Below are 21,873 nucleotides of genomic sequence, written 5' to 3'. Positions count from 1 at the left end.
GCCTCCGGACCTGCCATGCGCATCCTGGTCGCCATGTCGGGCGGGGTCGACAGCTCGACCGCCGCCGCCCTCCTCGCCGGCCACGGCCACGAGGTGATCGGCGTCACCATGCGCGTGGCCGACTACTCCGACGCGGCCCGCGGACGCTCCTGCTGCGCGCCCGACGACGTCGAGGACGCGCGCGCGGCGGCGCGGCGCCTCGGCATCCCCTTCTACGTGGCGAACGTGGAGGCGCGCTTCCGCGAGCGGGTCATCGACCGGTTCGTGGACGACTACGTCGAGGGCCGCACGCCCAACCCGTGCGTCGCCTGCAACACCGAGGTGAAGTTCGACTGGCTGCTGGCCCGCGCCCGCGCGCTCGGCGCGAAGCTCGCGACCGGGCACTACGCCCGGGTCGAGGAGCGGGGCGGGCGCCGCGCGCTGCTCACCGCCGCGGATCCGGCGAAGGACCAGAGCTACTTCCTCTACGGCCTGGGCCAGGACGCGCTCCGCGACGTGCTGTTCCCGGTGGGCGCGCTGGCGAAGCCGGTGGTGCGGGCCGAGGCGGCGCGCGCCGGCCTGGCGGTGGCGGACAAGCCGGACTCGCAGGAGATCTGCTTCGTGACGCGCGGCGACGCGGGAGACTACGTGGCGCTGCGCGCGCCGGCGCGGATCCGGCCGGGCGAGATCGTCTCCACCGCGGGCGAGGTGCTCGGCCGCCACGACGGCGTGCACCGGTTCACCGTGGGGCAGCGGCGCGGGCTCGGGATCGCGGGCGCGGTGCCGCGCTACGTGGTCCGGCTGGACGCCGCGGCGGCGCGGGTGGTGGTGGGCAGCGCCGAGGAGGCCTCGCGCGATCGCTTCGAGGTGCGCGAGGCGAGCTGGGTGTCCGGCGCGCCGCCCGCGGGCGCGGTCGAGCTGCGGGTGAAGGTGCGCCACCGGCACGAGGGCGAGCGCGGCACGGTGCGCGCGGTGTCGGGCGGCGCGGGCGCCGAGGTCCGCCTGGCGCGGCCGGTGCGCGGCGTGGCGCCGGGGCAGGCGGCCGTGTTCTACGCGGGCGACGAGGTGGTGGGCGGCGGGCGCATCGCCTGAAGCCGGTGGCAGGCGGCGCGGCGGGCGTCCTGGACCACCCGGCAGGGCCCGGCTGGAAGCTTGCCCATCAGGGCACGACGGCCTAATCCATGAGCCGCCATGCAGCTCAGCGACGGCCGCCACGTCCCGGATCTCCACCTCGATCGCGCGCAGGTCGAGCGCTGCCGCGCGCTCGCCGACCGCATCACCGCCCCGGTGCTGGAGTTCGTGGGGCGGCACACCACCGTCTCGATCGAGCGCACCGTCCTGCGCCTGTTCGGCCTGCACGACGCGGGGCCGCGTGGCGTACCGCTGGTGAACATGGCGGTGGACGCGCTCCACGAGAAGCGGCTGCTGCACCGCGGCGCCGCCTACTGGATGGGCTACGTGATGCGCCGGGGCGCCACCGACCCGCTCGCGATCGTCGAGCGGATGGCGGCGCTCCCCTCCGATCCCGAGCCGCTGCCGCCCGCCGAGGAGCAGGCGCTGCTGGCGGAGATGCGGGGCGAGGCGCGGGCCGGGGTGGACGAGCTGCTGTCGCGGGTGAAGGCGCGCGACGCGCTCCGGGCGGAGCTGGGGGTGGGGCCGCGGCCGCACAAGTACCTCATCGTCGCGACCGGCAACATCCACGACGACGTGGAGCAGGCCCGCGCCGCGGCGCAGGCGGGCGCCGACGTCATCGCGGTGATCCGCTCGACCGCGCAGTCGCTGCTCGACTACGTCCCCCACGGCGCCACCACCGAGGGCTACGGCGGGACCTACGCCACCCAGGAGAACTTCCGGATCATGCGCGAGGCGCTCGACGACGAGTCGCGCAAGCTCCGCCGCTACGTCCACCTCACCAACTACTCCTCCGGCCTGTGCATGCCGGAGATCGCGTTCTCGGCGGCGTGGGAGCGGCTCGACATGCTGCTCAACGACGCGATGTACGGGATCCTGTTCCGCGACATCAACATGAAGCGGACGCTGTGCGACCAGCACTTCTCCCGCCGCATCTGCGCGCTGGCCGGCATCCTCATCAACACCGGCGAGGACAACTACATCACCACCGCCGACGCCGACGAGGCGGCCCACACGGTGATCGCCTCGCAGTTCGTGAACGAGAGCTTCGCGCACCGCGCCGGCCTGCCCGACCGGCTCATCGGGCTCGGGCACAGCTTCGAGATCGACCCGGAGCGCGAGGACACCATCGCGCGCGAGCTCGCGCAGGCGCTGCTGGTGCGGACGCTCTTCCCCGACGCGCCCATCAAGTACATGCCGCCCACCAAGCACAAGCAGGGCGACATCTTCTTCAGCCACGCCTACGACATGATGTCCGACGTGGTGGGGTGGGTCACCGGGCAGGGCATCCAGCTCCTCGGCATGATGACCGAGGCCATGCACAACCCCTTCCTGATGGACCGGTACGTCGCGCTGAAGGGCGCCGACTACGTCTACCGGGCCTGGCGCTCGATGGGCGCCGAGATCACGTTCCGGCCGGGCGGCATGGTCGAGTCGCGGGCGCGGGAGACGCTCGGCAAGGCGCTGGCGCTGCTCGAGGAGGTGGCGCGGGACGGCCTGCCCGCGTCGATCGCCCGGGCGCGCTTCGGCGACGTGGCGCGCGCCGAGGACGGCGGCAAGGGGCTGTCCGGCGTGGTGCCCCGCGATCCGGCGTACTTCAACCCGTTCCTCGAGATCCTGGAGGGCGCGCGATGATCCGCACCCGATCCCCGCGGCGCGCGGCGCTCGCGCTCGTCCTGGCGCTCGGGCCGCTCCTGCTGGGCGGCTGCGCCGGCCTCCGCGAGGCGCTCTCGCCCGCGCCGGAGGGCGTCCCCTCCGGCCGGCCGGGGTGGCTCGTGTACACGGTGGGTGCGCTGCGCTTCGAGGCGCCGGAGACGTGGCGGGCCTCCGGTTCGGCCCGCAAGCTGCGGCTCGAGGCGCCGGACGGGAACGCCCGGCTGGACGTGTCCACACCAGAGCAGCCGTTCGAGGGCGAGCAGGCCTGCCTGGCGGACGCCGAGGCGGTGCTGAAGCGCGGCGAGGCGATGGAGCGGACCCGCCGGCACCCCACGCGCTTCGCCGGCGCCCGCGCGTTCTCGTTCGAGGGCGACTCCGCCGGCTGGCACGTGTGGGCGTGGGCGGCCTGCGACGGCGGCAGCCAGTACCAGATCTTCTTCACCGCGCGCACCCCCGCCGGCGCGGAGGCGATCGAGGCCTGGCGGACGCTGTCGAGCAGCGCGCGCATCGGGGGGCAGGCATGACGCTGCACGAGTGGGAGCCGGGGCAGGTGGTCCGCCCGTACGGCGACCGGCGCGACGACGGCGTGGTGCAGCTCTCGTTCGTGCTGCCGGTCCCGCCCGGCGAGCGGGCCCGGGAGGCCGCCGCCGAGGTGGCCCGCAAGATGGGGCTGGAGCAGGTGCACGTCGCGGCGATGGAGCCGGCGGCCGATCGCTACACGTTCTTCGTGGTGTACGGGCGCAGTACCGTGGCGGTGGACTACGGGCGCATCCAGGTGCCCGAGGTGGTGGTCCGCAAGAAGGGCTTCGACGAGCTGAACGCCTACGCGCTGCGCGAGGTGGGCCGGCGCATCGTGGTGCTGGGCGCCTGCACCGGCTCCGACGCCCACGCGGTCGGCATCGACGCCATCATGAACATGAAGGGCTACGCCGGCGACTACGGCCTCGAGCGCTACGCCTGCTTCGACGCCACCAACCTGGGCGCGCAGGTCGAGAACCAGCGCCTGGCCGAGCTGTGCCGGGACCGCCACGCGGACGCGGTGCTGGTCTCGCAGGTGGTGACCCAGCGCGACGTCCACAAGGAGAACGCGCGCCAGCTGCTCGACGCGCTGGAGCGGCTCGGGATCCGCGGGCGCATCACCACCATCCTGGGCGGCCCCCGCATCGACCACCGGCTGGCGCTGGAGCTGGGCTACGACGCCGGCTTCGGCCCGGGCACCAGGCCGTCCGACGTGGCGAACTTCGTGGTCGGGTCGGTCCTGAAGCGCATGGGCAAGGAGATGCACTGATGGCCCCGGTGAAGGCGACGCTCCGGCTGCGCATGTCGCAGGCCGACGCGCACTACGGCGGCAACCTGGTGGACGGCGCGCGCATGCTGGCGCTGTTCGGCGATCTCGCCACCGAGCTGCTGATCCGGCACGACGGCGACGAGGGGCTGTTCCGCGCCTACGACGCGGTGGAGTTCCTCGCCCCGGTCCACGCCGGTGACTACGTCGAGGCGGAGGGGGAGATCGTGAAGGTGGGGAACACCTCTCGCGCCATGCGCTTCGAGGTGCGCAAGGTGATCTCCCCGCGGCCGGACCTCTCCGACTCCGCCGCCGAGGTGCTGGCGGAGCCGGTGGTGGTGTGCCGCGCCACCGGCACCTGCGTCGTGCCGAAGGACAAGCAGCGCCTCGCGCGCTGAGCCGGTCCACCCGTTCGGCCGCGCCGGGCGCGGCCGGGAGGTCCCATGGCCGAGAAGACGATCGTGACCGCGGCGGTGGTCGGCGCGGAGGTGACCCGCGCGCAGAACCCGGCCGTGCCCTACACGCCGGAGGAGATCGCCCGGGCCGCGGTGGACGCGGGACGGGCCGGCGCGGCGGTGGTCCACCTGCACGCCCGCTGGCCCGACGGCCGCCCCTCGCAGGCGCCGGAGCACTTCCGCGAGATCATCGACCGCATCCGCTCGGCCGGCAGCGACGTGGTGATCCAGTGCTCGACCGGCGGCGCGGTGGGCATGTCGATCGACGAGCGGCTCGGCTCGCTGGTGGACGGCGCCGAGATGGGCACGCTCAACATGGGCACCATGAACTTCGGGGACGAGGTGTTCGTGAACACCCGGCCCGACCTGGTGAAGGTGGCGGGCCGCCTGCGGGAGCGGCGCCTCGTGCCGGAGTGCGAGGTCTACGACGCCGGCATGCTCGACACGCTCCGGTGGCTGCTGGAGAAGGGCCACCTGGCGCAGCCCTACCACGTGCAGTTCGTGCTGGGCGTGCCGGGCGGCATGGCCGCGAGCGAGCGGAACCTGCGCTTCCTGGTGGAGGGGCTGCCCGAGGCGGTGCACTGGTCCGTCGCCGGGGTGGGGCGGTTCCAGCTCTCCATGGTGGAGCTGGCGGCGCCGATGGGGGGGCATGTGCGCGTCGGGCTCGAGGACAACCTGTACGCGGCCAAGGGCGTGCTGGCGAAGGGCTCGGACGAGCTGGTCTCGCTCGCGGTGCAGCGCGTCGGGCGCGCCGGGCGCGAGCCCGCCACGCCCGCAGAGGCGCGCGCATTGCTCGGGATCACGTGAGCCGCGCTGCGCGTCACCGCGCGCGTGTCCTTCCCTTCGCTGGCTTGACGCTCCCGGAAGGGGAGGCTACCTTCGCGCGGTTTCACGCGGGGGACGCGCGCTCCATGACCAAGGCAGACCTCATCGAGAAGGTTCAGGCGCTCCACGACGACCTCTCCAAGCGGCAGGTGGCGCTCCTGGTGGACTCGGTGTTCGAGCACCTCGCCAAGGGCATCCGCAAGGACAAGCGCTTCACCATGCCGGGCTTCGGGACGTTCGTGGTGAAGCGCCGGGCCGGCCGGGTGGGCCGCAACCCGCAGACGGGCGCCGAGATCCAGATCGCTCCCACCAAGACCGTCGGCTTCAAGCCCGCGCCCGAGCTGAAGAAGGCGCTGTAGGCGAGGCCCCCATGAGCAGCCTCTCCGACTGGCTGAAGGACTTCCGCGCGCTCCACGCGAAGGCGCGCGCCGGCACGCTCGCCGGGCGCGAGGCCGACGTCTACCGCGCCGGCCGCGACGAGCTGGCCCGCGCGCTGCTCGCGGCGCAGCGGCTCACCCTGAAGCCCGGCGAGCTGCCGCGGCAGGCGCTGCGGGTGGCCCGCGCGCTCCAGGTGGACCTCGACATGCTCACCTCCGCCGCGCGCGCGCTCACCGTGGACGTGTCGAGCGGCGGGTTCGCCTGCCTGCTCGCGAAGGCGCCGCCGGCGGGCGACGAGGTGAAGGTCTCGATGCGGCTCCCCGGCGGCGAGGCGCTCGCGTGCCGCGCGCGGGTCACCGACGTGAAGCCGCTGCAGGGGAACGTGCGCGCGTCCTTCCAGCTCGTCGGCCTCACCGCCGCCGAGCGCGAGCGCCTCGAGCTGATGGTGTTCGACACCGTGCTCGAGCAGCTGACCGCCTGATCCCGCCGCGGTGAAAAGAGGCGAGGCGCCCCGGATCCCCGGAGCGCCGCGCCCGGCGCGCACCCACGCGCGCCTCCCGCACTACTTCTTCGCGAGCAGCTCCACGTCCACGTCGAGCTGCACCGTCCACATCCAGTCGGTGCCGGTCGCGCCCTTGTAGTAGTCCTGGTCGAGGAAGAAGACGGGGCCGGTGAGGACGTCGATGGCCGGCGTGAAGTACAGGCCGATGCCGCCGCCGGCCGCGCCCATCCAGTTCTTCCCGGTGGCCACGTCGGCGAGGAAGATGATCTTCTGCAGGCCGGGCAGGTTCACGGTCACGTCCGGCGACACCCAGCTCGCCATGAAGCCGGCGCGGTTCACGTCGCCGTCGGAGCCGGTCCAGAGCGCCTTCGAGCCGGCGCCGTAGTAGCCGCCCACGCCCACGATGCCGAGGGGTGTGGTCTTCCCGAGCGTCGCGTGCAGCAGGTGGTAGTCGGAGACGTCCTTCTCGAACCCGGCGTTGGCGATGCCGGCGGACAGGCCCGGGGCCCAGCTCGCCAGCGCGCCCTCCGGCAGCGTCAGCTTGGCGTTCAGCTGCACGTACTTCTTCGTGTCGCCCGGGTAGAAGAAGTCCACGCCCGCCTCGGCCTGCAGGTAGGGCAGGCTGAACAGGCCCAGCTCCAGGCCGGTGTCGATCTGCAGGGCGCCCTGCTCGGCGAAGTAGGTGTCGTAGGTGAGGTGCGGGACGAGCGCGGGCTGGGTGTACGTGGTCGCCGGCGTCCAGAACGTGGTGGACGGCGTGGCCCGCGCACCCTGCGCGACGGCGAGGAGCGCCGAGACCGCGAGCGCCTTCAGAGCACTGTTCATCGGGTGAATCCCTCCGTGGTGGTCGTCGCGGCCGGGTGACCGCTCGCCCGGAAGGGTTTGCAGCGCGCGTGCCGCTCCGGTCCGTGCGCGAACGCGCGGTTTTCGGCCGCTCGCGGGCGCGATTGAGCGCCGCCGGGGCAGCGGCGTGCGCGCGCCGCGAGCAGGCCGCGCGCGTTCACGGACCGCGTCGTTACGAAACGTGAACGCCCGCCCCCGGGAGCCGGGGGCGGGCGCGGGTCGGCGCGGAGCGGTTCGCGATCAGGCGGCGCTGGAGCCGGGGCTCGGGCGGGCCACCGGCACCGGCGCGTGCGTCGCGGCGCCGGGTGCGGCGCCGGCCGTCTCGAGGTCGGTGGAGAGGTACGCCCGCTCGCCGGCCTCGGCCTGGTCGAGGCCGGTCCACTCGTCCTGCTCGTCGGCGCGCAGCGGCGTGACGAGCGCCACCAGCCGGTACAGGCCGTAGGACAGCCCGCCGGAGAACACCAGCGTCACGGCCACGCCCAGGGCCTGCTTGCCCACCAGCGCCAGGCTCGCGTCCGCGCCGGCGGCGTTCACCGAGGTGGTGGCGAGCGCGCCGGTGAGCACCGCGCCGAGCGTGGCCGCCACGCCGTGGACCGCGAACACGTCGAGCGCGTCGTCCAGCCCGAGCCGCGGGCGCAGCCGGATGGCGCCGAAGGAGGCGAGCGCGGCGACCGCCCCGAGCACCAGGCTCGCGCCGGGCCGGATGAAGCCGGCGGCCGGCGTGATGGCCACCATGCCGGCCACCGCGCCGGAGGCGAGCCCGACGCCCGAGACCTTCCCGTGCATCAGCAGCTCGGCGAGCCCCCAGGCGGCGGCCGCCGCCGCCGGCGCGAAGAAGGTGTTCGCGAAGGCGGTGCTGGCCAGGCCGTTCGCGGCCAGCGCGCTGCCGCCGTTGAAGCCGAGCCAGCCGAACCAGAGCAGGCCCGCGCCGAGGATGGCGAACGGGACGCTGTGCGGGAGCACCGTGGGGGCGCGCAGGCCGCGGCGCTTGCCCAGCACCACCGCGCCCACCAGCGCCGCCGCGGCGGCGTTCACGTGCACCACCGTGCCGCCGGCGAAGTCGAGGACGCCGAGGTTGCGGAGCCAGCCGCCCGGCGCCCACACCCAGTGCGCCACCGGCGTGTACACCACCAGGCTCCACAGCGCGACGAACAGCACGTAGGCCTTGATGCGCATGCGCTCGACCACCGCGCCCGAGATGAGCGCCGGCGTGATCACGGCGAACATCGCCTGGAAGAGCATGAACGCGGAGTGCGGCACCGTGGCCGCGAGGGACGGCTCGGGCGCGTCGCCCACGCCGGCGAGCCCGGCCCAGCGCAGGCCGCCCACCACGCGGTCGAGCGCGCCGGGCCCGGGGGCGAACGCGAGCGAGTAGCCGACCGTCGCCCACAGCACGCCCACGATCGCCATGCACACGATCGACAGATTCATGGTGTGGACGACGTTCTTGGCGCGGACCAGGCCGCCGTAGAAGAACGCGAGGCCCGGGGTCATGAGCATGACCAGCCCGGCGCTCACGAGCACGAGGGCGGTGTCGCCGGTGTCGATGCCGTCGGCGGCGGACGCGAGCGCGGGCAGGGCCAGCAGCAGCGGTGCGAGGAGCTTCTTCACGGAGCCTCCGGGGCAGGGGGCGCGGGGCGCGCTCCCCGGGCCACTGCAGCGTCCGTGCCCGCCGCACCTGCGCGGATCCCGGGCGTTCCGGAGCCCGTTCGTGGTGCGGTGCCCGACTCGGCGGCATCCCGCTGCCCTGCCCGCGGGCAGCCGCGCCGGTCGAGGCGCCCCGGCTGCCCGGTCAGCGGGCAGTTCGCGAGGTGCGCTTGGCCGCCGTGCGGGAGGCGGGCTTCTTCGCGGGCGTCGCCGTCTTGCGGGTGCCCGCCTTGGCGGCGGCCTTCGCGGCCGTCGCCTTGCGGACCGGCGCGGGCCTGGGCGGCGGCTCGGGCCTCGGCTCGGGCGGGAGCACGGCGGCGACCACGGCGGGATCGTCGTCGCAGGCGCTCGACACCGAGGGCGGCGCGCCCGCCACCGCGCGGTACGGGCCGCGGGCGCGCGCCTCCACCTCGGCGGCCCGGCCGGCCCAGTCGCGCGCCCCGGGGCCGAGGCCGGCGCCGTCGAGCGCCGCGGCGGCCGCGGCGCGATCGCCGGCGCGGATCCGCAGCGCCGCGAGGTGGAGCGCCGCGCGGGCGCGCTCGGGCGCGGGCGTGCCGGCGGCGTCCGCCGTCAGGCGCTCGAGCGCCTTCACCGCGTCGGTCGCGGGCGCGTCGCCGGCGAGGGCCAGCTTGGCGAGCCCGTAGGCGGCGCGCGGGTGCGTCGGCGAGGCGGTCAGGGCGGCCGCGTACGCCGCGCGGGCCGTGGCCGCGTCGCCGCGCGCACGGCGCGCGGTGTCGCCGTGCAGGGCGAGGCCGGCCGGCAGCGCGCGATCGGCGGCGGCGGCCTGGGCCGCGTCGGCGGCGGCGGCGAGCGAGCCGGCCGCGAGCGCGATGCGCGCCTGCAGCGCGTCGGCGAACGGCGAGCCCTGCGCCGCGGCCGACGCGGCGGTGGCGTCGCCGAGGCTGCGCCGCGACAGCGCCAGGATGCCGCTCGCCAGGCTGGCCCAGCGCGGCACCTCGGCGGCGCGGCCGGGCTCGACGAGCAGCGCCTCGGCCTGCGCGCCGGCGCCCTCGTCGCGGTAGTCCACGTGCAGCGCCGCGAGCGCGTAGGCACGCAGGCTGGCGGCCTCCAGCGGGTCGAGCGCCGCGAGCGGCTCCAGCAGGTCCGCCGCCTCGCGGTAGCCGGCTGCGGTGTCGAGGCGGATCAGCTCCTCGGCCCGCTGCATCCCGGCCTGGAGCGCCTGGTGGCGGTGGTGCGCGCGGTAGGCGAGCAGCGCGGCGCCGATCAGCAGGACCACGCCGGCGCCGGCGATGAGCGTCACCCGGGAGCGGCCGGGCGGCCGCGACGCGCCGGGCGCCGGGGCGCGGGGGCGCGGGGGGCCGTCGCCGTCCAGGTCGGCGGGGGGCGCGTAGGAGTCGTCGTCGAGCTCCACGAAGCCGTCCTCGGACGGCGCCGCGGCAGGGTCGGGCAGGGGGGGCTTTTGCATCGGCAGGTCGGGGGCGGGGCTCGACGAGGGTACTGCCCGCCCATGCCCGCGGTCAAAAGGGCGACGCGAAAAAGGCGAGCCCGCACCGGATGGACCGGTGCGGGCTCGCGAAAGCTCTCGAAGCGTCGGCGGCGAGGGCCGCTGCCTAGATGCCCTTCTCCTCGCGCTCGTCCTCCCGCGCGACGCCGGACAGCACGTCGTTGACGGACGGGAAGCGCATGATCTCGCCGCGGGCGATGCGCCAGGCCTGCTGGACGATCCACGAGAGCGACCGGTCCTGCCGGTTCGCTTCCGCCTGGATCTCGTTCAGCATGTCCTCGGGGAAGTACAGGGACTGCTTGCGCTTGTCGGTGCCGGCCATCACTGCTCCATGCTGTGGGGCAAACGACGGCGTTGTACGCTGGGATCGCTCCATCGGTCAAGCTTTCATCCACCCGACGGGGCGCACCCACCGTGAGGCTGGCGCGACGAGGTCTCGCTCGCCCGGGTCGCGGCGGGGCGGGCGCGAGCGCGCAGATCCCCGCGCGGTTGCTGGAGGCGGAGGCGTGGTGATGGGGCGGTTCGGGCAGCACCAAAGAAGAGAGCCGGCATCGCTGCCGGCTCTCCGTGGGCCCAGAGGGGGAGGGGGGGGACCCCTAGGCCCAGCGCCACAAACTTGTTCCATCCTGCACGGTCGTCAACACCGGCGACCCAACATCGCATTCCACAACGGATCCCGCAACTTGCAGCCGCGACGGGGATGGCGGCAGGCTGCTCGCTCCAGCCACTCGAACCCGCCGCCCGGCGCTCGCATTCCCGGCGCGGGTCGAGGTCCGGTGCACGTCCGACCCGCGCACCTCCGCGCCGGGGCCGAGGAGCCCCTCCTGCATGCGACGCCCTGACCTCCACCCGTACCCCGCCGCCGTGCTCGAGACCGCCCGCCGCCGGCGGCTGTTCGGCCCCGCGGACCGCGTGCTCGTGGCGCTCTCGGGCGGCGCCGACTCGACGGCCCTGCTCGCCGCCCTCGCCGCGCTGCGCGACGCCGGCGCGCTCGCGGAGGTGCGGGCCCTGTACCTGGACCACGGGCTGCGCGCGGGCAGCGAGCCCGAGGCGGCGTCGGCCCGCGCCGCGTGCGCGCGGCTCGGCGTGCCGCTCGAGGAGCGGCGCCTCGCGGTGGGGGCCGGCAACGTGCAGGCCGAGGCCCGCCGGGTGCGCTACGCGGCGCTGCGCGAGGCGGCGGCGCGCGCCGGCGCCACGCGGATCGCGACCGGGCACACGCTGGGGGACCAGGCCGAGACCGTGCTGCTGCGCCTGCTCCGCGGCGCCGGCGCGCGCGGGCTCGCCGCGATCCCGCCGCGCCGCGGCGCGGTGATCCGGCCCCTCATCGATCGCACGCGCGAGGAGGGGAACGCCTACCTGCGCGCGATCGGGCTGCGCTGGGCGGACGACCCCACCAACGCCGTCCCGGGCTACGCGCGGAACCGGCTCCGGCTCGAGCTCTGGCCGCTGCTGCGGGCGGCGGCGCCGGCGGCGGACCGGGCCCTGGCGCGCGCGGCCGACCTGGCGCGCGAGGACGAGCGCGCGCTCGATCGCCGGGCGCGCGCGGTCGCGGGGGGCGGCACCGCGGTGGACGTGGCCGCGCTCCGGGGCGAGCCGCTCGCGGTGCGGCGGCGGGTGGTGCGGCGGCTCTGGCGCGCCGCGACCGGCAGCGGCCGGGCGCTCGAGGCGCAGCACGTGGCGGCGGTGCTGGCGCTCCTGCGGCGCGGGCGCCCGGGCGAGGTCGCGCTCCCGGGCGGGCGGCGCGCCCGGTGCCGCTACGGGCGGCTCGAGCTCGCCGGCCCCGCGGCGCCGGTCCCCGAGGTGTCGCCGGTGGAGGTCCCGGGGCCGGGGAGGTATGCGCTCCCGGCGCTGGAGGCCTGGGTGGAGATCGGCGCCGCGCGGCCGGCCGCGGTGCCCTGGCCGCTCACCCTCCGGACCCGCCGCCCGGGGGACCGCTTCCGGCCGGAGGGCGGGCCGGGCGGGACGAAGCTGAAGCGCTGGCTCATCGATCGGAAGGTGCCGCGCGAGGCACGGGATCGGCTGGTGCTCCTCGCCGCACCCGGGGGCGCCGTGCTGGCGATTCCGGAGCTGGGCGCCGTCGCGGAAGGGCTGGGCCCTTCGGGCGCCGGGTTGCGCGTGCGGATCTCGACCGCGCCCGGCCCGGACGGCTCGTACTGCAAAGGGGGTGAGGGCCTGTTATAACGGGCACCTGGCCCGGGCGTCGCCTGGCCGGGCGCCTGGCGGCGCGGGGCGCGGTGCGGAAGAGTCGGACCTCGCCGTCGGTTCCGGTCGATCGACGCTCCACCGAAGGGGAAATCGAGCCTTGCGACAGTCCTACAAGACCGCCCTGCTCTGGGTCTTCCTGATCGTGATGTTCATCGCGCTCTGGAAGCTGTTCGAGCAGCGGGGCCGCGAAGCGAAGTCCTACAACTGGTCGCAGTTCATGTCGAAGGTCGAGGCCGGCGAGGTGAAGGAGGTCACGGTCAAGGACCTCGACTACTTCGGCCACCTGCGCGACGGCTCCGACTTCGTGACGACCGGGCCCATCGACGCCTCGGCGACCATCGCCGAGAAGCTGCGGGAGAAGGGCGTCAACCTGACGTACCAGAAGCCCGAGCAGAACTCGCTCTGGGTGACGGTGGTGCTGCAGTACCTGCCGCTCGTGTTCGTGTTCCTGCTCATCTTCTTCTTCATGCGCCAGCTGCAATCCGGCGGCGGGAAGGCGATGAGCTTCGGGAAGTCGCGCGCGAAGCTGATGACCGAGCACCACAACAAGATCACGTTCGCGGACGTGGCCGGCATCGACGAGTCGCGCGACGAGCTCGAGGAGATCATCTCCTTCCTGAAGGACCCGAAGAAGTTCACGCGCCTCGGCGGCCGCATCCCGAAGGGCGTGCTGCTGATGGGCCCGCCGGGCACCGGCAAGACGCTGCTGGCGCGCGCGGTGGCCGGCGAGGCCGGCGTCCCGTTCTTCTCCATCTCCGGCTCGGACTTCGTCGAGATGTTCGTGGGCGTCGGCGCGAGCCGCGTGCGCGACCTGTTCGAGCAGGGCAAGAAGAACGCGCCCTGCATCATCTTCATCGACGAGATCGACGCCGTCGGCCGCCACCGCGGCGCCGGCCTGGGCGGCGGCCACGACGAGCGCGAGCAGACGCTGAACCAGCTGCTCGTGGAGATGGACGGCTTCGAGTCGAACGAGGGCGTCATCCTCATCGCCGCCACGAACCGCCCCGACGTGCTCGACCCGGCGCTGCTGCGCCCGGGCCGCTTCGACCGCCGCATCGTGGTGCCGCGCCCCGACCTGAACGGCCGCCTCGGCATCCTCAAGGTGCACACCAAGAAGACCCCGCTCGACACGCAGGTGGACCTCACCCAGATCGCGCGCGGGACCCCCGGCTTCTCCGGCGCCGACATCGAGAACCTCGTGAACGAGGCGGCGCTCTACGCCGCGCGGCGCAACAAGGAGAAGCTCGCCATCGAGGACTTCGAGTTCGCGAAGGACAAGGTGATCATGGGCACCGAGCGGCGCTCGATGATCATCTCCGAGAAGGAGAAGCGCACCACCGCGATCCACGAGGCCGGGCACGCGCTGGTCGCGAAGATCCTCCCGGGCACCGACCCGGTGCACAAGGTGACCATCATCCCCCGCGGCCGCGCGCTGGGCCTGACCCAGCAGCTCCCGCAGGAGGATCGGCTCAACCTGAACCAGGAGTTCGCGCTGAACCAGGTGGCCATCCTGATGGGCGGCCGCCTCGCCGAGGAGATCACCTTCGGCCAGAAGACCACCGGCGCCGGGAACGACATCGAGGTCGCGACCAACCTGGCCCGCTCCATGGTGTGCGAGTGGGGCATGAGCGAGAAGATGGGCCCGCTCGCCTTCGGCAAGAAGGAGGGCGAGGTCTTCCTCGGCCGCGAGATGGCGACCGCGCACACGTACTCCGAGCAGACCGCGCGCGACATCGACGCCGAGGTGCACCGGATCGTCACCGAGCAGTACGAGCGGGCGAAAAAGGTCCTGCTCGAGAACCAGCCGCTGCTGAACGCCATCGCCGACGCGCTCATCGAGTACGAGACGCTCGACGCGGCCGACATCGACGTGCTGCTCGGCGGCGGCACCATCAGCCGGCCCCCGCCGGCGAAGCCCATGGTGCCGACGCCGGCCGAGAAGGGCGGCAAGCGCGGCGGGCTGCTCGACGCGGTGGGCGGCGTCCCGGCGGCGGGCAAGGCCTGATCGGCCGCGGCGCCCGTCCCGCGGGCGCCGGCCGGAGACCACGTCGCGATGCGGATGCGGATCGGGGCCAGGCTCTTCGACGGGCCTGGCCCCTTCGTCATGGGGGTCGTGAACGCGACCCCGGACTCCTTCTCGGACGGCGGCCGGTTCCTGGACCGCGACGCGGCGGTGGCGCACGCGCTGCGGCTCGCGGACGAGGGGGCCGACCTGGTGGACCTGGGCGGCGAGTCCACCCGGCCCGGCGCGCCGCCGGTGACGGTCGAGGAGGAGCTCCGGCGGGTGGTGCCGGTCGTCGCCGCGCTGCGCGCGCGCGGGTTCACGCTCCCGGTCTCGGTGGACACGTGGAAGGCGCGGGTGGCGCGGGAGGCGCTCGCGGCCGGGGCGGACCTGGTGAACGACGTGACCGGCCTCGCCGACCCGGACATGGGCGGCGTGGTCGCCGCGGCCGGCGTGCCGATCGTGCTCCAGCACATGCGCGGCACGTTCGCCGACATGGCCACGCGCGCGGTGTATGCGGACGTGGTCGAGGAGGTGGCCGCCGAGCTGGACGAGGCGCTCGTCCGGGCCGTGGCGGCCGGCATCCCGCGCGATCGCGTGGTGCTCGACCCCGGGCTCGGCTTCGCGAAGGACGCCCGGCACAGCCTGGAGCTGCTGGCGCGGGTCGGCGAGCTGCGGCGCCTCGGGTGCCCGCTGCTGGTGGGCCCGTCGCGCAAGAGCTTCATCGGGAAGGTCACCGGCGCGCCCGCGGCGGAGCGCCTGCCCGGCACGCTCGCGGCGGTGACCGCGTGCGTGCTGGCCGGCGTGGAGCTGGTGCGGGTCCACGACGTCGCGGCCGCCCGGCAGGCAGCCGACGTCGCGGCCGCGATCCGGGGAGCGGCGCGCGCTCCCGGTCCGCTGTAGACTGCCGCGCCGGAGAAGCCCGTTGCAGCGGATCCTCGTCTACCTCATCGGCCCCGACGTCTCGCTGGGTGACCTCGCGCTCGCGCTGGTCGACATCGGCCTCGTCGCGTACCTCGTCTACCGCGTGCTCCGCATCATCCGCGGCACGCGCGCGGTGGCGGTGCTGTTCGGGCTGTTCCTGCTCGGCCTCGGCTACCTCGGCGCGCAGGTCGCCGGGCTGGAGACGCTGAGCTGGGTGCTCGGCCACTTCCTCAGCTACTCGTTCATCTTCGGGGTGATCGTCCTGTTCCAGTCGGACATCCGCCGCGCGCTGGCCGAGCTGGGCCGCTCCTCGCGCCTGCTCGCCGCGCTGTCGCGAGACGACCTCGCCACCCAGCGCGGTGCGGTGGACGCGGTGGTGAAGGCCGCCGGCGAGCTGGCGCGGCGCCGGCACGGCGCGCTCATCGTGCTGGAGCGCTCGGCCGACCTCTCCGACGTCATCGACTCCGGCCTGCGGGTGGACGCGGCGGTCACCTCCGAGCTGCTGCTCTCCATCTTCCTGCCGGCCGGGCCCATCCACGACGGCGCCGCGGTGATCCAGGGCGCGCGCCTCGCCGCCGCCGGGTGCCTGCTGCCGCTCTCCGCCGCGGAGGCGCCGCAGGAGCTGGGCACCCGCCACCGCGCCGCGCTGGGCCTCGCCGAGGAGGTGGACGCCGCGGTGGTGGTGGTGTCCGAGGAGCGCGGCGAGGTGTCGGTCGCGCTGGAGGGCACGCTGCACCGCGCGCTCGACGAGAAGGCGCTGCGGAAGCTGCTCTATTCACTGTTCGTGACGGCGGGCCGCGGCAGCGGCGGCGCCGCCGGGCGCCCCGCGCCCGCGGGCGGGCCCCACCCGGCCGGGCAGGGAGCGCCCCGTGCGGCGATCTGACCTCGCGCTGGCGCTGCTGGCGGTGGCCGCGGCGGTGGCCCTGTTCCTGGTGGTCCGCGGCGAGCGCCGCGTCACCGCCACCTACACGGTCCCGGTGGTGGCCTCGCTCCCGAGGGACCTGGCCGCGGAGCCGGCGCTCCCGACCGACGTGAGCGTGGCCATCTCGGGGCCGTGGGCGCGCCTGCGCACCCTCGATCCGTCCGGGCTCGTGCTCCGCGCCGAGCTCTCCCGCAGCGGGCCCGGCGTGGCCACCTGGTACCTCCGCTCCGAGGCGCTCCACCTTCCGCGCGGGCTCCGCGTGGACGCGATCCACCCTGCGCAAGGCTCCGTCGAGCTCCACCGCGCGCCCGTTGAAGGCGCTCCCACCCACCCATAGGTTGACGCGATGACCACCCCCGCGACCCGCACCCGCCCCGCCGTCGGCCTCCCGCGCCGCGCGCCCCGCACCCCCGGCGCCCGCAACGGCGTCCCCGCGGCGCCCGCCGCCCGCCCCGCGCCGCTCGCGCGGCGCCTGTTCGGCACCGACGGCGTCCGCGGCGTCGCGAACGTGCACCCCATGACCGCCGAGATGGCGCTCCAGCTCGGCCGCGCGCTCGCCTACATCGTGCGGAGCGGGCCGCACCGGCACCGGATCGTGATCGGCAAGGACACCCGGCTCTCCGGCTACATGCTCGAGCAGGCCATCGCCTCCGGGATCTCCTCCATGGGCGTGGACGTGATGCTGTGCGGCCCGCTGCCCACGCCAGGCATCGCGTTCGTGACCCACTCGATGCGCGCCGACGCGGGCGTGGTGATCAGCGCCAGCCACAACCCGTACCAGGACAACGGCATCAAGTTCTTCTCGCGCGACGGCTTCAAGCTGCCCGACGAGCTGGAGCTGCAGATCGAGCGGCTGGTGCTGGACGCAGGGGAGGACGACGCCGGCGCCGAGGAGTTCCGCGCGCTCCGCCCCACGGCCACCCGGATCGGCAAGGCGAAGCGCATCGACGACGCCATCGGCCGCTACGCGCAGTTCCTGAAGACCATCTTCCCGAAGGAGCTGACGCTGGAGGGGCTGACGGTGGTGGTGGACTGCGCCCACGGCGCCGCCTACCACGTCGCGCCGGTGGTGTTCGAGGAGCTGGGCGCCAAGGTGATCCCGCTCAACGTCAAGCCCGACGGCAAGAACATCAACGACGCCTGCGGCGCCGTCCACCCGGAGTCGATGGCCCGCACGGTGAAGCGCCACGGCGCGAACCTCGGGCTGGCGCTCGACGGCGACGCCGACCGGGTGATCCTGGCCGACGAGCACGGTAACGTGGTGGACGGCGACGCCATCATGGCGCTGGTGGGCCGCGACCTGCTCGCCCGCAAGGCGCTCGCCAAGAAGACCGTGGTGGCCACCGTCATGTCGAACCTGGGGCTGGAGCGGGCGCTCGCGCCGCTCGGCGGCAAGGTGGTGCGGACCGCGGTGGGCGACCGGTACGTGGTCGAGGAGATGCGCCGGAGCGGCTACTCGTTCGGCGGCGAGCAGTCCGGGCACCTGGTGTTCCTCGACCACGTCACCACCGGCGACGGCGTGGCGGCCGGCCTGAACGTGCTGGCGGTGATGGTGCGCGAGGGCAAGCCGCTGTCCGAGCTGGCGCGCTGCTTCGAGCCGGTCCCGCAGGCGCTCGTCAACGTGGAGGTGCGCGAGAAGCGGCCCGTGGCCGAGCTGCCCTCGGTGGTGAAGGCCATCGCCGCCGCGGAGAAGGCGCTCGGGGCCGAGGGGCGGGTGCTGGTCCGGGCCTCCGGCACCGAGAACAAGGTGCGGGTCCTGGTCGAGGGGCCCGACGCGAAGCGCGCCCGGGCGCTCGCGGACGGCATCGCCGCCGAGCTGCGCCAGGCGATCGGGTAGCGCCGCGCGCCCCGGCGGCGAGCCGGATCGAGCGGCCTCGGCCGCCGGGCCGGGCGCCCGCGGCGGGGCGAGGGCACGAACCTCGGCGGTGGAGCGGGTTCCGCGGTAGACTCCCGCCGCCATGCCCGCACGCCTCGGAGTCAACGTCGATCACGTCGCGACCCTGCGCCAGTCGCGCCGCACCCAGTACCCGGACCCGGTCGCCGCCGCGGTGCTCGCCGAGATGGGCGGCGCCGACCAGATCACCATCCACCTGCGCGAGGACCGCCGGCACATCCAGGAGCGCGATCTCCAGGTGCTGCGGAAGACCGTCTCGAGCCGGCTCAACCTCGAGATGGCCGCCACGCAGGACATGGTGAAGATCGCGTACGGCGTGAAGCCGGACATCGCCACCCTGGTGCCGGAGCGGCGCGAGGAGCTGACCACCGAGGGCGGCCTGGACGTGGTGGGCGGTCGCGAGCACGTGCGCAAGGTGGTGAAGACGCTCCGCGACGCCGAGATCGAGGTGTCGCTGTTCATCGACCCGGACCTCGACCAGGTGAAGGCGGCCCACCGCGCCGAGGCGGAGGTGGTGGAGCTGCACACCGGGCGCTACTGCGACGCGCGGCTCGCGTCGGATCGCCGGCGCGAGCTGTCGCGCGTCATCGACGCGTGCAAGGCGGCCGCGAAGCTCGGGCTGCGCGTGGCGGCGGGCCACGGGCTCAACTACCAGAACGTGGTGCCGGTGGCCGCCATCCCGGAGATCGAGGAGCTGAACATCGGCCACTCGATCGTGGCGCGGGCGGTGCTGGTGGGGTTCGAGCGCGCGGTGCGCGAGATGCGCGAGCTGCTGCGCGAGGCGCGCCCGTAGCGCGGGGCGCCGCCCGGCGAGCGAGGAGCGGGCGTGATCCTGGGGCTCGGCCTGGACGTGGTGGAGGTGGCCCGGATCCAGCGGATCCTGGCCGGCCCGCCCGCGCGCGCGGAGCGGTTCCTGGCGCGGGTGTTCGCGCCCTCCGAGCGCGCCTACTGCGACGCGCGGCAGGACCGGGCCACCCGGTACGCCGCGCGCTTCGCCGCGAAGGAGGCGGCGGTGAAGGCGCTCGGGACGCCGGAGGGGGTCCGCTGGCTGGACCTGGTGGTGGAGCGCGGCAGCGGCGCCCCGTCGCTGGCGCTCGACGGCCTCGCGGCGGACGCGGCGCGGCGCCTGGGCGTCGCGCGCGTGCACCTCACGCTCACGCACGACGCCGGCGTGGCGGTCGCGGCGGTGATCCTGGAGGGGACCGGGCCATGAGGCTGGTGGGCGCGGCGGAGATGCGCGCGATCGACCGGGCCGCCATCGACGGCCTGGGGATCCCCTCGCTCGAGCTGATGGAGCGGGCCGGACGGGCGGCGGCCGACGCGGCACGCGGGCTGGCCGGGCCGGGGGGCCGCTTCGCGGTGGTCTGCGGCGGCGGCAACAACGGCGGGGATGGCTGGGTGGTGGCGCGCCTGCTGGTGGGCGCCGGGCGGGCGGTGCGGGTGGTCTCGCTGGTCGACGCGGCGCGGCTGACCCAGGACGCCCGCGCCGAGCGCGCGCGGGCGGAGGCCGCCGGGGTGGTGGCCGAGGCCGCCGACGCGCCGCTCGAGGCCGGCCCGGGCGACGTGGTGGTGGACGCGATCTTCGGGACCGGCCTGTCGCGCGCCCCCGAGGGCGCTTTCGCCGCGGCGATCTCGCGGATCGAGGCGGCGCGCCGCGCCGGGGCGCGGGTGCTGGCGGTGGACGTGCCCTCCGGCCTGTCCGCCGACACCGGCCAGCCGCTGGGCGAGGCCTGCGTCCGCGCCGATCGCACCGTCACCTTCGCGTTCCAGAAGCGCGGCCTGGTGCTCCACCCGGGCCCGGCCCACGCCGGCGAGGTGACGGTGGCCGACATCGGCATCCCGCCGGAGGCGGCGGCGCAGGTGCCGGCCGAGGCCGAGCTGCTCGTCGAGGACGAGGCCCGCGCGCTGGTCCCGCCGCGCGACCCGGAGGCGCACAAGGGCGACGCGGGCCGGGTGCTGGTGATCGCCGGCTCGCCCGGCAAGACCGGCGCGGCGCACCTCGCGCTCACCGGCGCGCTGCGCGGCGGCGCCGGGCTGGTGACGCTGGCGGCGCGGGCGGAGGTCCTGCCCATGGCGCTCGCCGGACGCCCGGAGGCGATGAGCGCGGCGCTCCCGGGGGCGGGGCCGCTCGACGCGTCCGACCTGGGCCCGCTGCTGGAGGCGGCGGCCGCCGCCGACGCGCTGGTGATCGGGCCGGGGATCCCGCGCGGCGACGGCACCGGCGCGCTGCTCCTCGAGCTGCTCTCGCGCGCGGGCCTGCCGGCGGTGCTCGACGCCGACGCGCTCAACGCCGTCGCGGGGCAGGCGGAGCGGCTCGCCGGGGCGGGCGTGCCGCTGCTGCTCACCCCGCACCCCGGCGAGATGGCCCGGCTGTGCGGCCTCTCCACCGCCGAGGTGCAGCGCGACCGCATCGGCCTCGCGGCCCGGCAGGCGAGCGCCTGGGCCGCGACGGTGGTGCTGAAGGGCGCGCGCACGGTGGTGGCGGATCCGTCCGGCCCTCCGGCGGTGATCCCGACCGGCAACCCCGGCATGGCCACCGGCGGCACCGGCGACGTGCTGGCCGGGCTGTGCGGGGCGCTGCTCGCGGCCGGGCTCGCGCCCGGGGCGGCGGGGCGTGCGGGCGCGTGGGTCCACGGGCGCGCCGGCGACCTGGCCGCGCGGCGGCTCGGCGAGCGCGGGCTGCTCGCCAGCGATCTGGGCGCGGCCATCGGGGAGGTGTGGGCGGAATGCCGGAGATGAGCGGCGAGCGCTTCACGGCGCGGCGGACCACGCGGTCGGCGGCGGCCACCCGCCGCCTCGGCGCGCGGCTGGGCGGGCTGCTCCGGCCCGGCGACGTGGTGGCGCTCGAGGGCGACCTCGGGGCCGGCAAGACGCAGCTCGTCCGCGGCGCCTGCGAGGGCGCGAACGTCCCGCCCGGCGAGGTCTCCAGCCCCACCTTCGCGATCGTCGCCACCTACGGCGGACGCATCCCGGTGCACCACGCCGACCTCTACCGGATCGCGGACGAGGACGAGCTGTACGGGACCGGCTTCGGCGACCTGGTGGGCGGGGAGGGCGCGCTGCTCGTGGAGTGGGCGGACCGCATCCCCGGGGCGCTCCCCGCGGAGCGGCTCACCCTGCGGCTCTCGCACGACGCCGCGCGGCCGGACGTCCGGCACCTGGAGCTGGAGGGCGTGGGCGCTCGGCACGCGGCGCTGGCGCGGGCGCTGGTCGCGCCGCCGGGGCGCGCGCGGCGCCCGGCGCCCCGGACCGCGCGCGCGGGCCGACGCTCGCGCTGAGCGGGGCCTCAGTCGAACGCGTGGCAGGCGAGGCAGAGCGGCTTCGGGCTCACGTCCGAGCCGTCCACGAGCACGTCGCCCGGCGGGTCCTCGTAGGTGCTCTCCACCCCCGGGATCACGCGCCGGCGCGCCGTCGTCCCCTGGGGCAGGAACAGGTGGAACCGCCAGCGCGAGCTCGCCGAGTGGCAGCTCCAGCAGTGGACCTTCCCGGCCGGCAGGGCCACGCCGCGCCGCTCCACCTCCGCGCGGGGCCGCAGCATGCCGGACGCGTCGGGGGCGTAGGTCACGTCCACGGGGTGTGCGGCGTGCAGGCGGGCCGCCTCCTCGTGGCACCCGACGCAGGTGGACACCGGCTCCGACAGCAGCCCGGCGTGGATCTCGTCCCAGCGGTCCGGTTCGGTCTGGGCCGGGGCGCGCGCCGGCGCGAACGCAGCCAGCGCGGACAGCACCGCGAGGATCGTCGGACGCATGGCCCCTCCGCA

At 75.5% G+C, this 21,873-nt stretch carries 23 protein-coding genes; 18 read left to right on the top strand and 5 right to left on the bottom strand.

The window, feature by feature from the left end; all coding sequences use genetic code 11:
• The first annotated feature begins 15 nt into the window (after window positions 1-15).
• From mnmA to ANAEK_RS11950, 8 genes are all read left to right on the top strand, one after another.
• On the top strand, window positions 16-1,071 hold the full coding sequence (mnmA, locus tag ANAEK_RS11985) for a tRNA 2-thiouridine(34) synthase MnmA (RefSeq protein WP_012526399.1): 1,056 nt from the start codon (window positions 16-18) through the stop codon (window positions 1,069-1,071).
• 99 nt (window positions 1,072-1,170) lie between these two features.
• Window positions 1,171-2,745, top strand: coding sequence for a lysine 5,6-aminomutase subunit alpha (locus tag ANAEK_RS11980; RefSeq protein ID WP_012526398.1), 1,575 nt, complete (start codon window positions 1,171-1,173; stop codon window positions 2,743-2,745).
• Window positions 2,742-3,290, top strand: a complete 549-nt coding sequence (locus ANAEK_RS11975; protein WP_012526397.1) for a hypothetical protein — start codon at window positions 2,742-2,744, stop codon at window positions 3,288-3,290. Before ANAEK_RS11980 ends, ANAEK_RS11975 begins: the two co-directional genes overlap by 4 nt.
• Complete coding sequence (locus ANAEK_RS11970; RefSeq protein ID WP_012526396.1) at window positions 3,287-4,054, top strand: B12-binding domain-containing protein; 768 nt, start codon at window positions 3,287-3,289, stop codon at window positions 4,052-4,054. The genes ANAEK_RS11975 and ANAEK_RS11970 overlap by 4 nt, the downstream gene beginning before the upstream one ends.
• Window positions 4,054-4,449, top strand: coding sequence for a hotdog domain-containing protein (locus ANAEK_RS11965; protein WP_012526395.1), 396 nt, complete (start codon window positions 4,054-4,056; stop codon window positions 4,447-4,449). The genes ANAEK_RS11970 and ANAEK_RS11965 overlap by 1 nt, the downstream gene beginning before the upstream one ends.
• A gap of 45 nt (window positions 4,450-4,494) precedes the next feature.
• Window positions 4,495-5,313: a 3-keto-5-aminohexanoate cleavage protein gene (locus ANAEK_RS11960; RefSeq protein ID WP_012526394.1), complete on the top strand. Its 819-nt coding sequence runs from the start codon at window positions 4,495-4,497 to the stop codon at window positions 5,311-5,313.
• 104 nt (window positions 5,314-5,417) lie between these two features.
• Complete coding sequence (locus ANAEK_RS11955) at window positions 5,418-5,690, top strand: HU family DNA-binding protein (protein WP_011420544.1); 273 nt, start codon at window positions 5,418-5,420, stop codon at window positions 5,688-5,690.
• Window positions 5,691-5,701: 11 nt separating this feature from the next.
• Window positions 5,702-6,190, top strand: coding sequence for a PilZ domain-containing protein (locus ANAEK_RS11950; RefSeq protein ID WP_012526393.1), 489 nt, complete (start codon window positions 5,702-5,704; stop codon window positions 6,188-6,190).
• 81 nt (window positions 6,191-6,271) lie between these two features.
• Here ANAEK_RS11950 and ANAEK_RS11945 read toward each other — a convergent pair whose 3' ends face one another.
• The 4 genes from ANAEK_RS11945 to ANAEK_RS11930 all read right to left on the bottom strand — a co-directional run bounded on the left by ANAEK_RS11945 (window position 6,272) and on the right by ANAEK_RS11930 (window position 10,488).
• Complete coding sequence (locus tag ANAEK_RS11945) at window positions 6,272-7,036, bottom strand: hypothetical protein (RefSeq protein WP_012526392.1); 765 nt, start codon at window positions 7,034-7,036, stop codon at window positions 6,272-6,274.
• Between the two features lie 258 nt (window positions 7,037-7,294).
• Window positions 7,295-8,665 (bottom strand): ammonium transporter, encoded by a 1,371-nt coding sequence (locus ANAEK_RS11940; RefSeq protein WP_012526391.1) that lies wholly within the window; start codon window positions 8,663-8,665, stop codon window positions 7,295-7,297.
• 181 nt (window positions 8,666-8,846) lie between these two features.
• The gene (locus tag ANAEK_RS11935; protein WP_012526390.1) at window positions 8,847-10,127 is read right to left on the bottom strand and encodes a hypothetical protein; all 1,281 of its coding nucleotides are present in this window, start codon (window positions 10,125-10,127) and stop codon (window positions 8,847-8,849) included.
• 145 nt (window positions 10,128-10,272) lie between these two features.
• Window positions 10,273-10,488: a TIGR04563 family protein gene (locus ANAEK_RS11930; protein ID WP_011420549.1), complete on the bottom strand. Its 216-nt coding sequence runs from the start codon at window positions 10,486-10,488 to the stop codon at window positions 10,273-10,275.
• 506 nt (window positions 10,489-10,994) lie between these two features.
• On the opposite strand from ANAEK_RS11930, the gene tilS reads away from it, so the two are divergent.
• The 10 genes from tilS to tsaE all read left to right on the top strand — a co-directional run bounded on the left by tilS (window position 10,995) and on the right by tsaE (window position 21,391).
• On the top strand, window positions 10,995-12,347 hold the full coding sequence (gene tilS / locus ANAEK_RS11925) for a tRNA lysidine(34) synthetase TilS (protein WP_012526389.1): 1,353 nt from the start codon (window positions 10,995-10,997) through the stop codon (window positions 12,345-12,347).
• Between the two features lie 121 nt (window positions 12,348-12,468).
• Complete coding sequence (gene ftsH / locus ANAEK_RS11920) at window positions 12,469-14,376, top strand: ATP-dependent zinc metalloprotease FtsH (protein ID WP_011420551.1); 1,908 nt, start codon at window positions 12,469-12,471, stop codon at window positions 14,374-14,376.
• A 99-nt stretch (window positions 14,377-14,475) separates the two neighbouring features.
• Window positions 14,476-15,276 carry a dihydropteroate synthase gene (gene folP / locus ANAEK_RS11915; RefSeq protein ID WP_041454220.1) on the top strand — a complete coding sequence of 267 codons (801 nt, stop codon included), beginning with the start codon at window positions 14,476-14,478 and terminating at the stop codon, window positions 15,274-15,276.
• A gap of 22 nt (window positions 15,277-15,298) precedes the next feature.
• Complete coding sequence (gene cdaA / locus ANAEK_RS11910; protein ID WP_012526387.1) at window positions 15,299-16,180, top strand: diadenylate cyclase CdaA; 882 nt, start codon at window positions 15,299-15,301, stop codon at window positions 16,178-16,180.
• The gene (locus tag ANAEK_RS11905) at window positions 16,167-16,556 is read left to right on the top strand and encodes a hypothetical protein (protein ID WP_012526386.1); all 390 of its coding nucleotides are present in this window, start codon (window positions 16,167-16,169) and stop codon (window positions 16,554-16,556) included. The genes cdaA and ANAEK_RS11905 overlap by 14 nt, the downstream gene beginning before the upstream one ends.
• Window positions 16,557-16,565: 9 nt before the next feature.
• Window positions 16,566-18,056 (top strand): phosphoglucosamine mutase, encoded by a 1,491-nt coding sequence (gene glmM, locus ANAEK_RS11900; RefSeq protein ID WP_012526385.1) that lies wholly within the window; start codon window positions 16,566-16,568, stop codon window positions 18,054-18,056.
• Window positions 18,057-18,177: 121 nt separating this feature from the next.
• Window positions 18,178-18,906 (top strand): pyridoxine 5'-phosphate synthase, encoded by a 729-nt coding sequence (locus ANAEK_RS11895; RefSeq protein ID WP_012526384.1) that lies wholly within the window; start codon window positions 18,178-18,180, stop codon window positions 18,904-18,906.
• Between the two features lie 33 nt (window positions 18,907-18,939).
• Entirely contained in the window at window positions 18,940-19,326 is a 387-nt protein-coding gene (locus ANAEK_RS11890) for a holo-ACP synthase (RefSeq protein WP_012526383.1), read from the top strand.
• On the top strand, window positions 19,323-20,852 hold the full coding sequence (locus ANAEK_RS11885) for a bifunctional ADP-dependent NAD(P)H-hydrate dehydratase/NAD(P)H-hydrate epimerase (RefSeq protein WP_012526382.1): 1,530 nt from the start codon (window positions 19,323-19,325) through the stop codon (window positions 20,850-20,852). Before ANAEK_RS11890 ends, ANAEK_RS11885 begins: the two co-directional genes overlap by 4 nt.
• Complete coding sequence (gene tsaE / locus ANAEK_RS11880; protein ID WP_012526381.1) at window positions 20,840-21,391, top strand: tRNA (adenosine(37)-N6)-threonylcarbamoyltransferase complex ATPase subunit type 1 TsaE; 552 nt, start codon at window positions 20,840-20,842, stop codon at window positions 21,389-21,391. Before ANAEK_RS11885 ends, tsaE begins: the two co-directional genes overlap by 13 nt.
• A gap of 8 nt (window positions 21,392-21,399) precedes the next feature.
• Here the strand turns inward: tsaE and ANAEK_RS11875 are convergent, their stop codons facing one another.
• Window positions 21,400-21,861, bottom strand: coding sequence for a hypothetical protein (locus ANAEK_RS11875; RefSeq protein WP_012526380.1), 462 nt, complete (start codon window positions 21,859-21,861; stop codon window positions 21,400-21,402).
• Window positions 21,862-21,873: the final 12 nt, after the last annotated feature.

This window comes from Anaeromyxobacter sp. K, from assembly GCF_000020805.1.
Taxonomy (GTDB): domain Bacteria; phylum Myxococcota; class Myxococcia; order Myxococcales; family Anaeromyxobacteraceae; genus Anaeromyxobacter; species Anaeromyxobacter dehalogenans.
The sequence above is the reverse complement of the archived record's forward strand: the minus strand, read 5'-3'. Positions and strand labels throughout refer to the sequence as shown.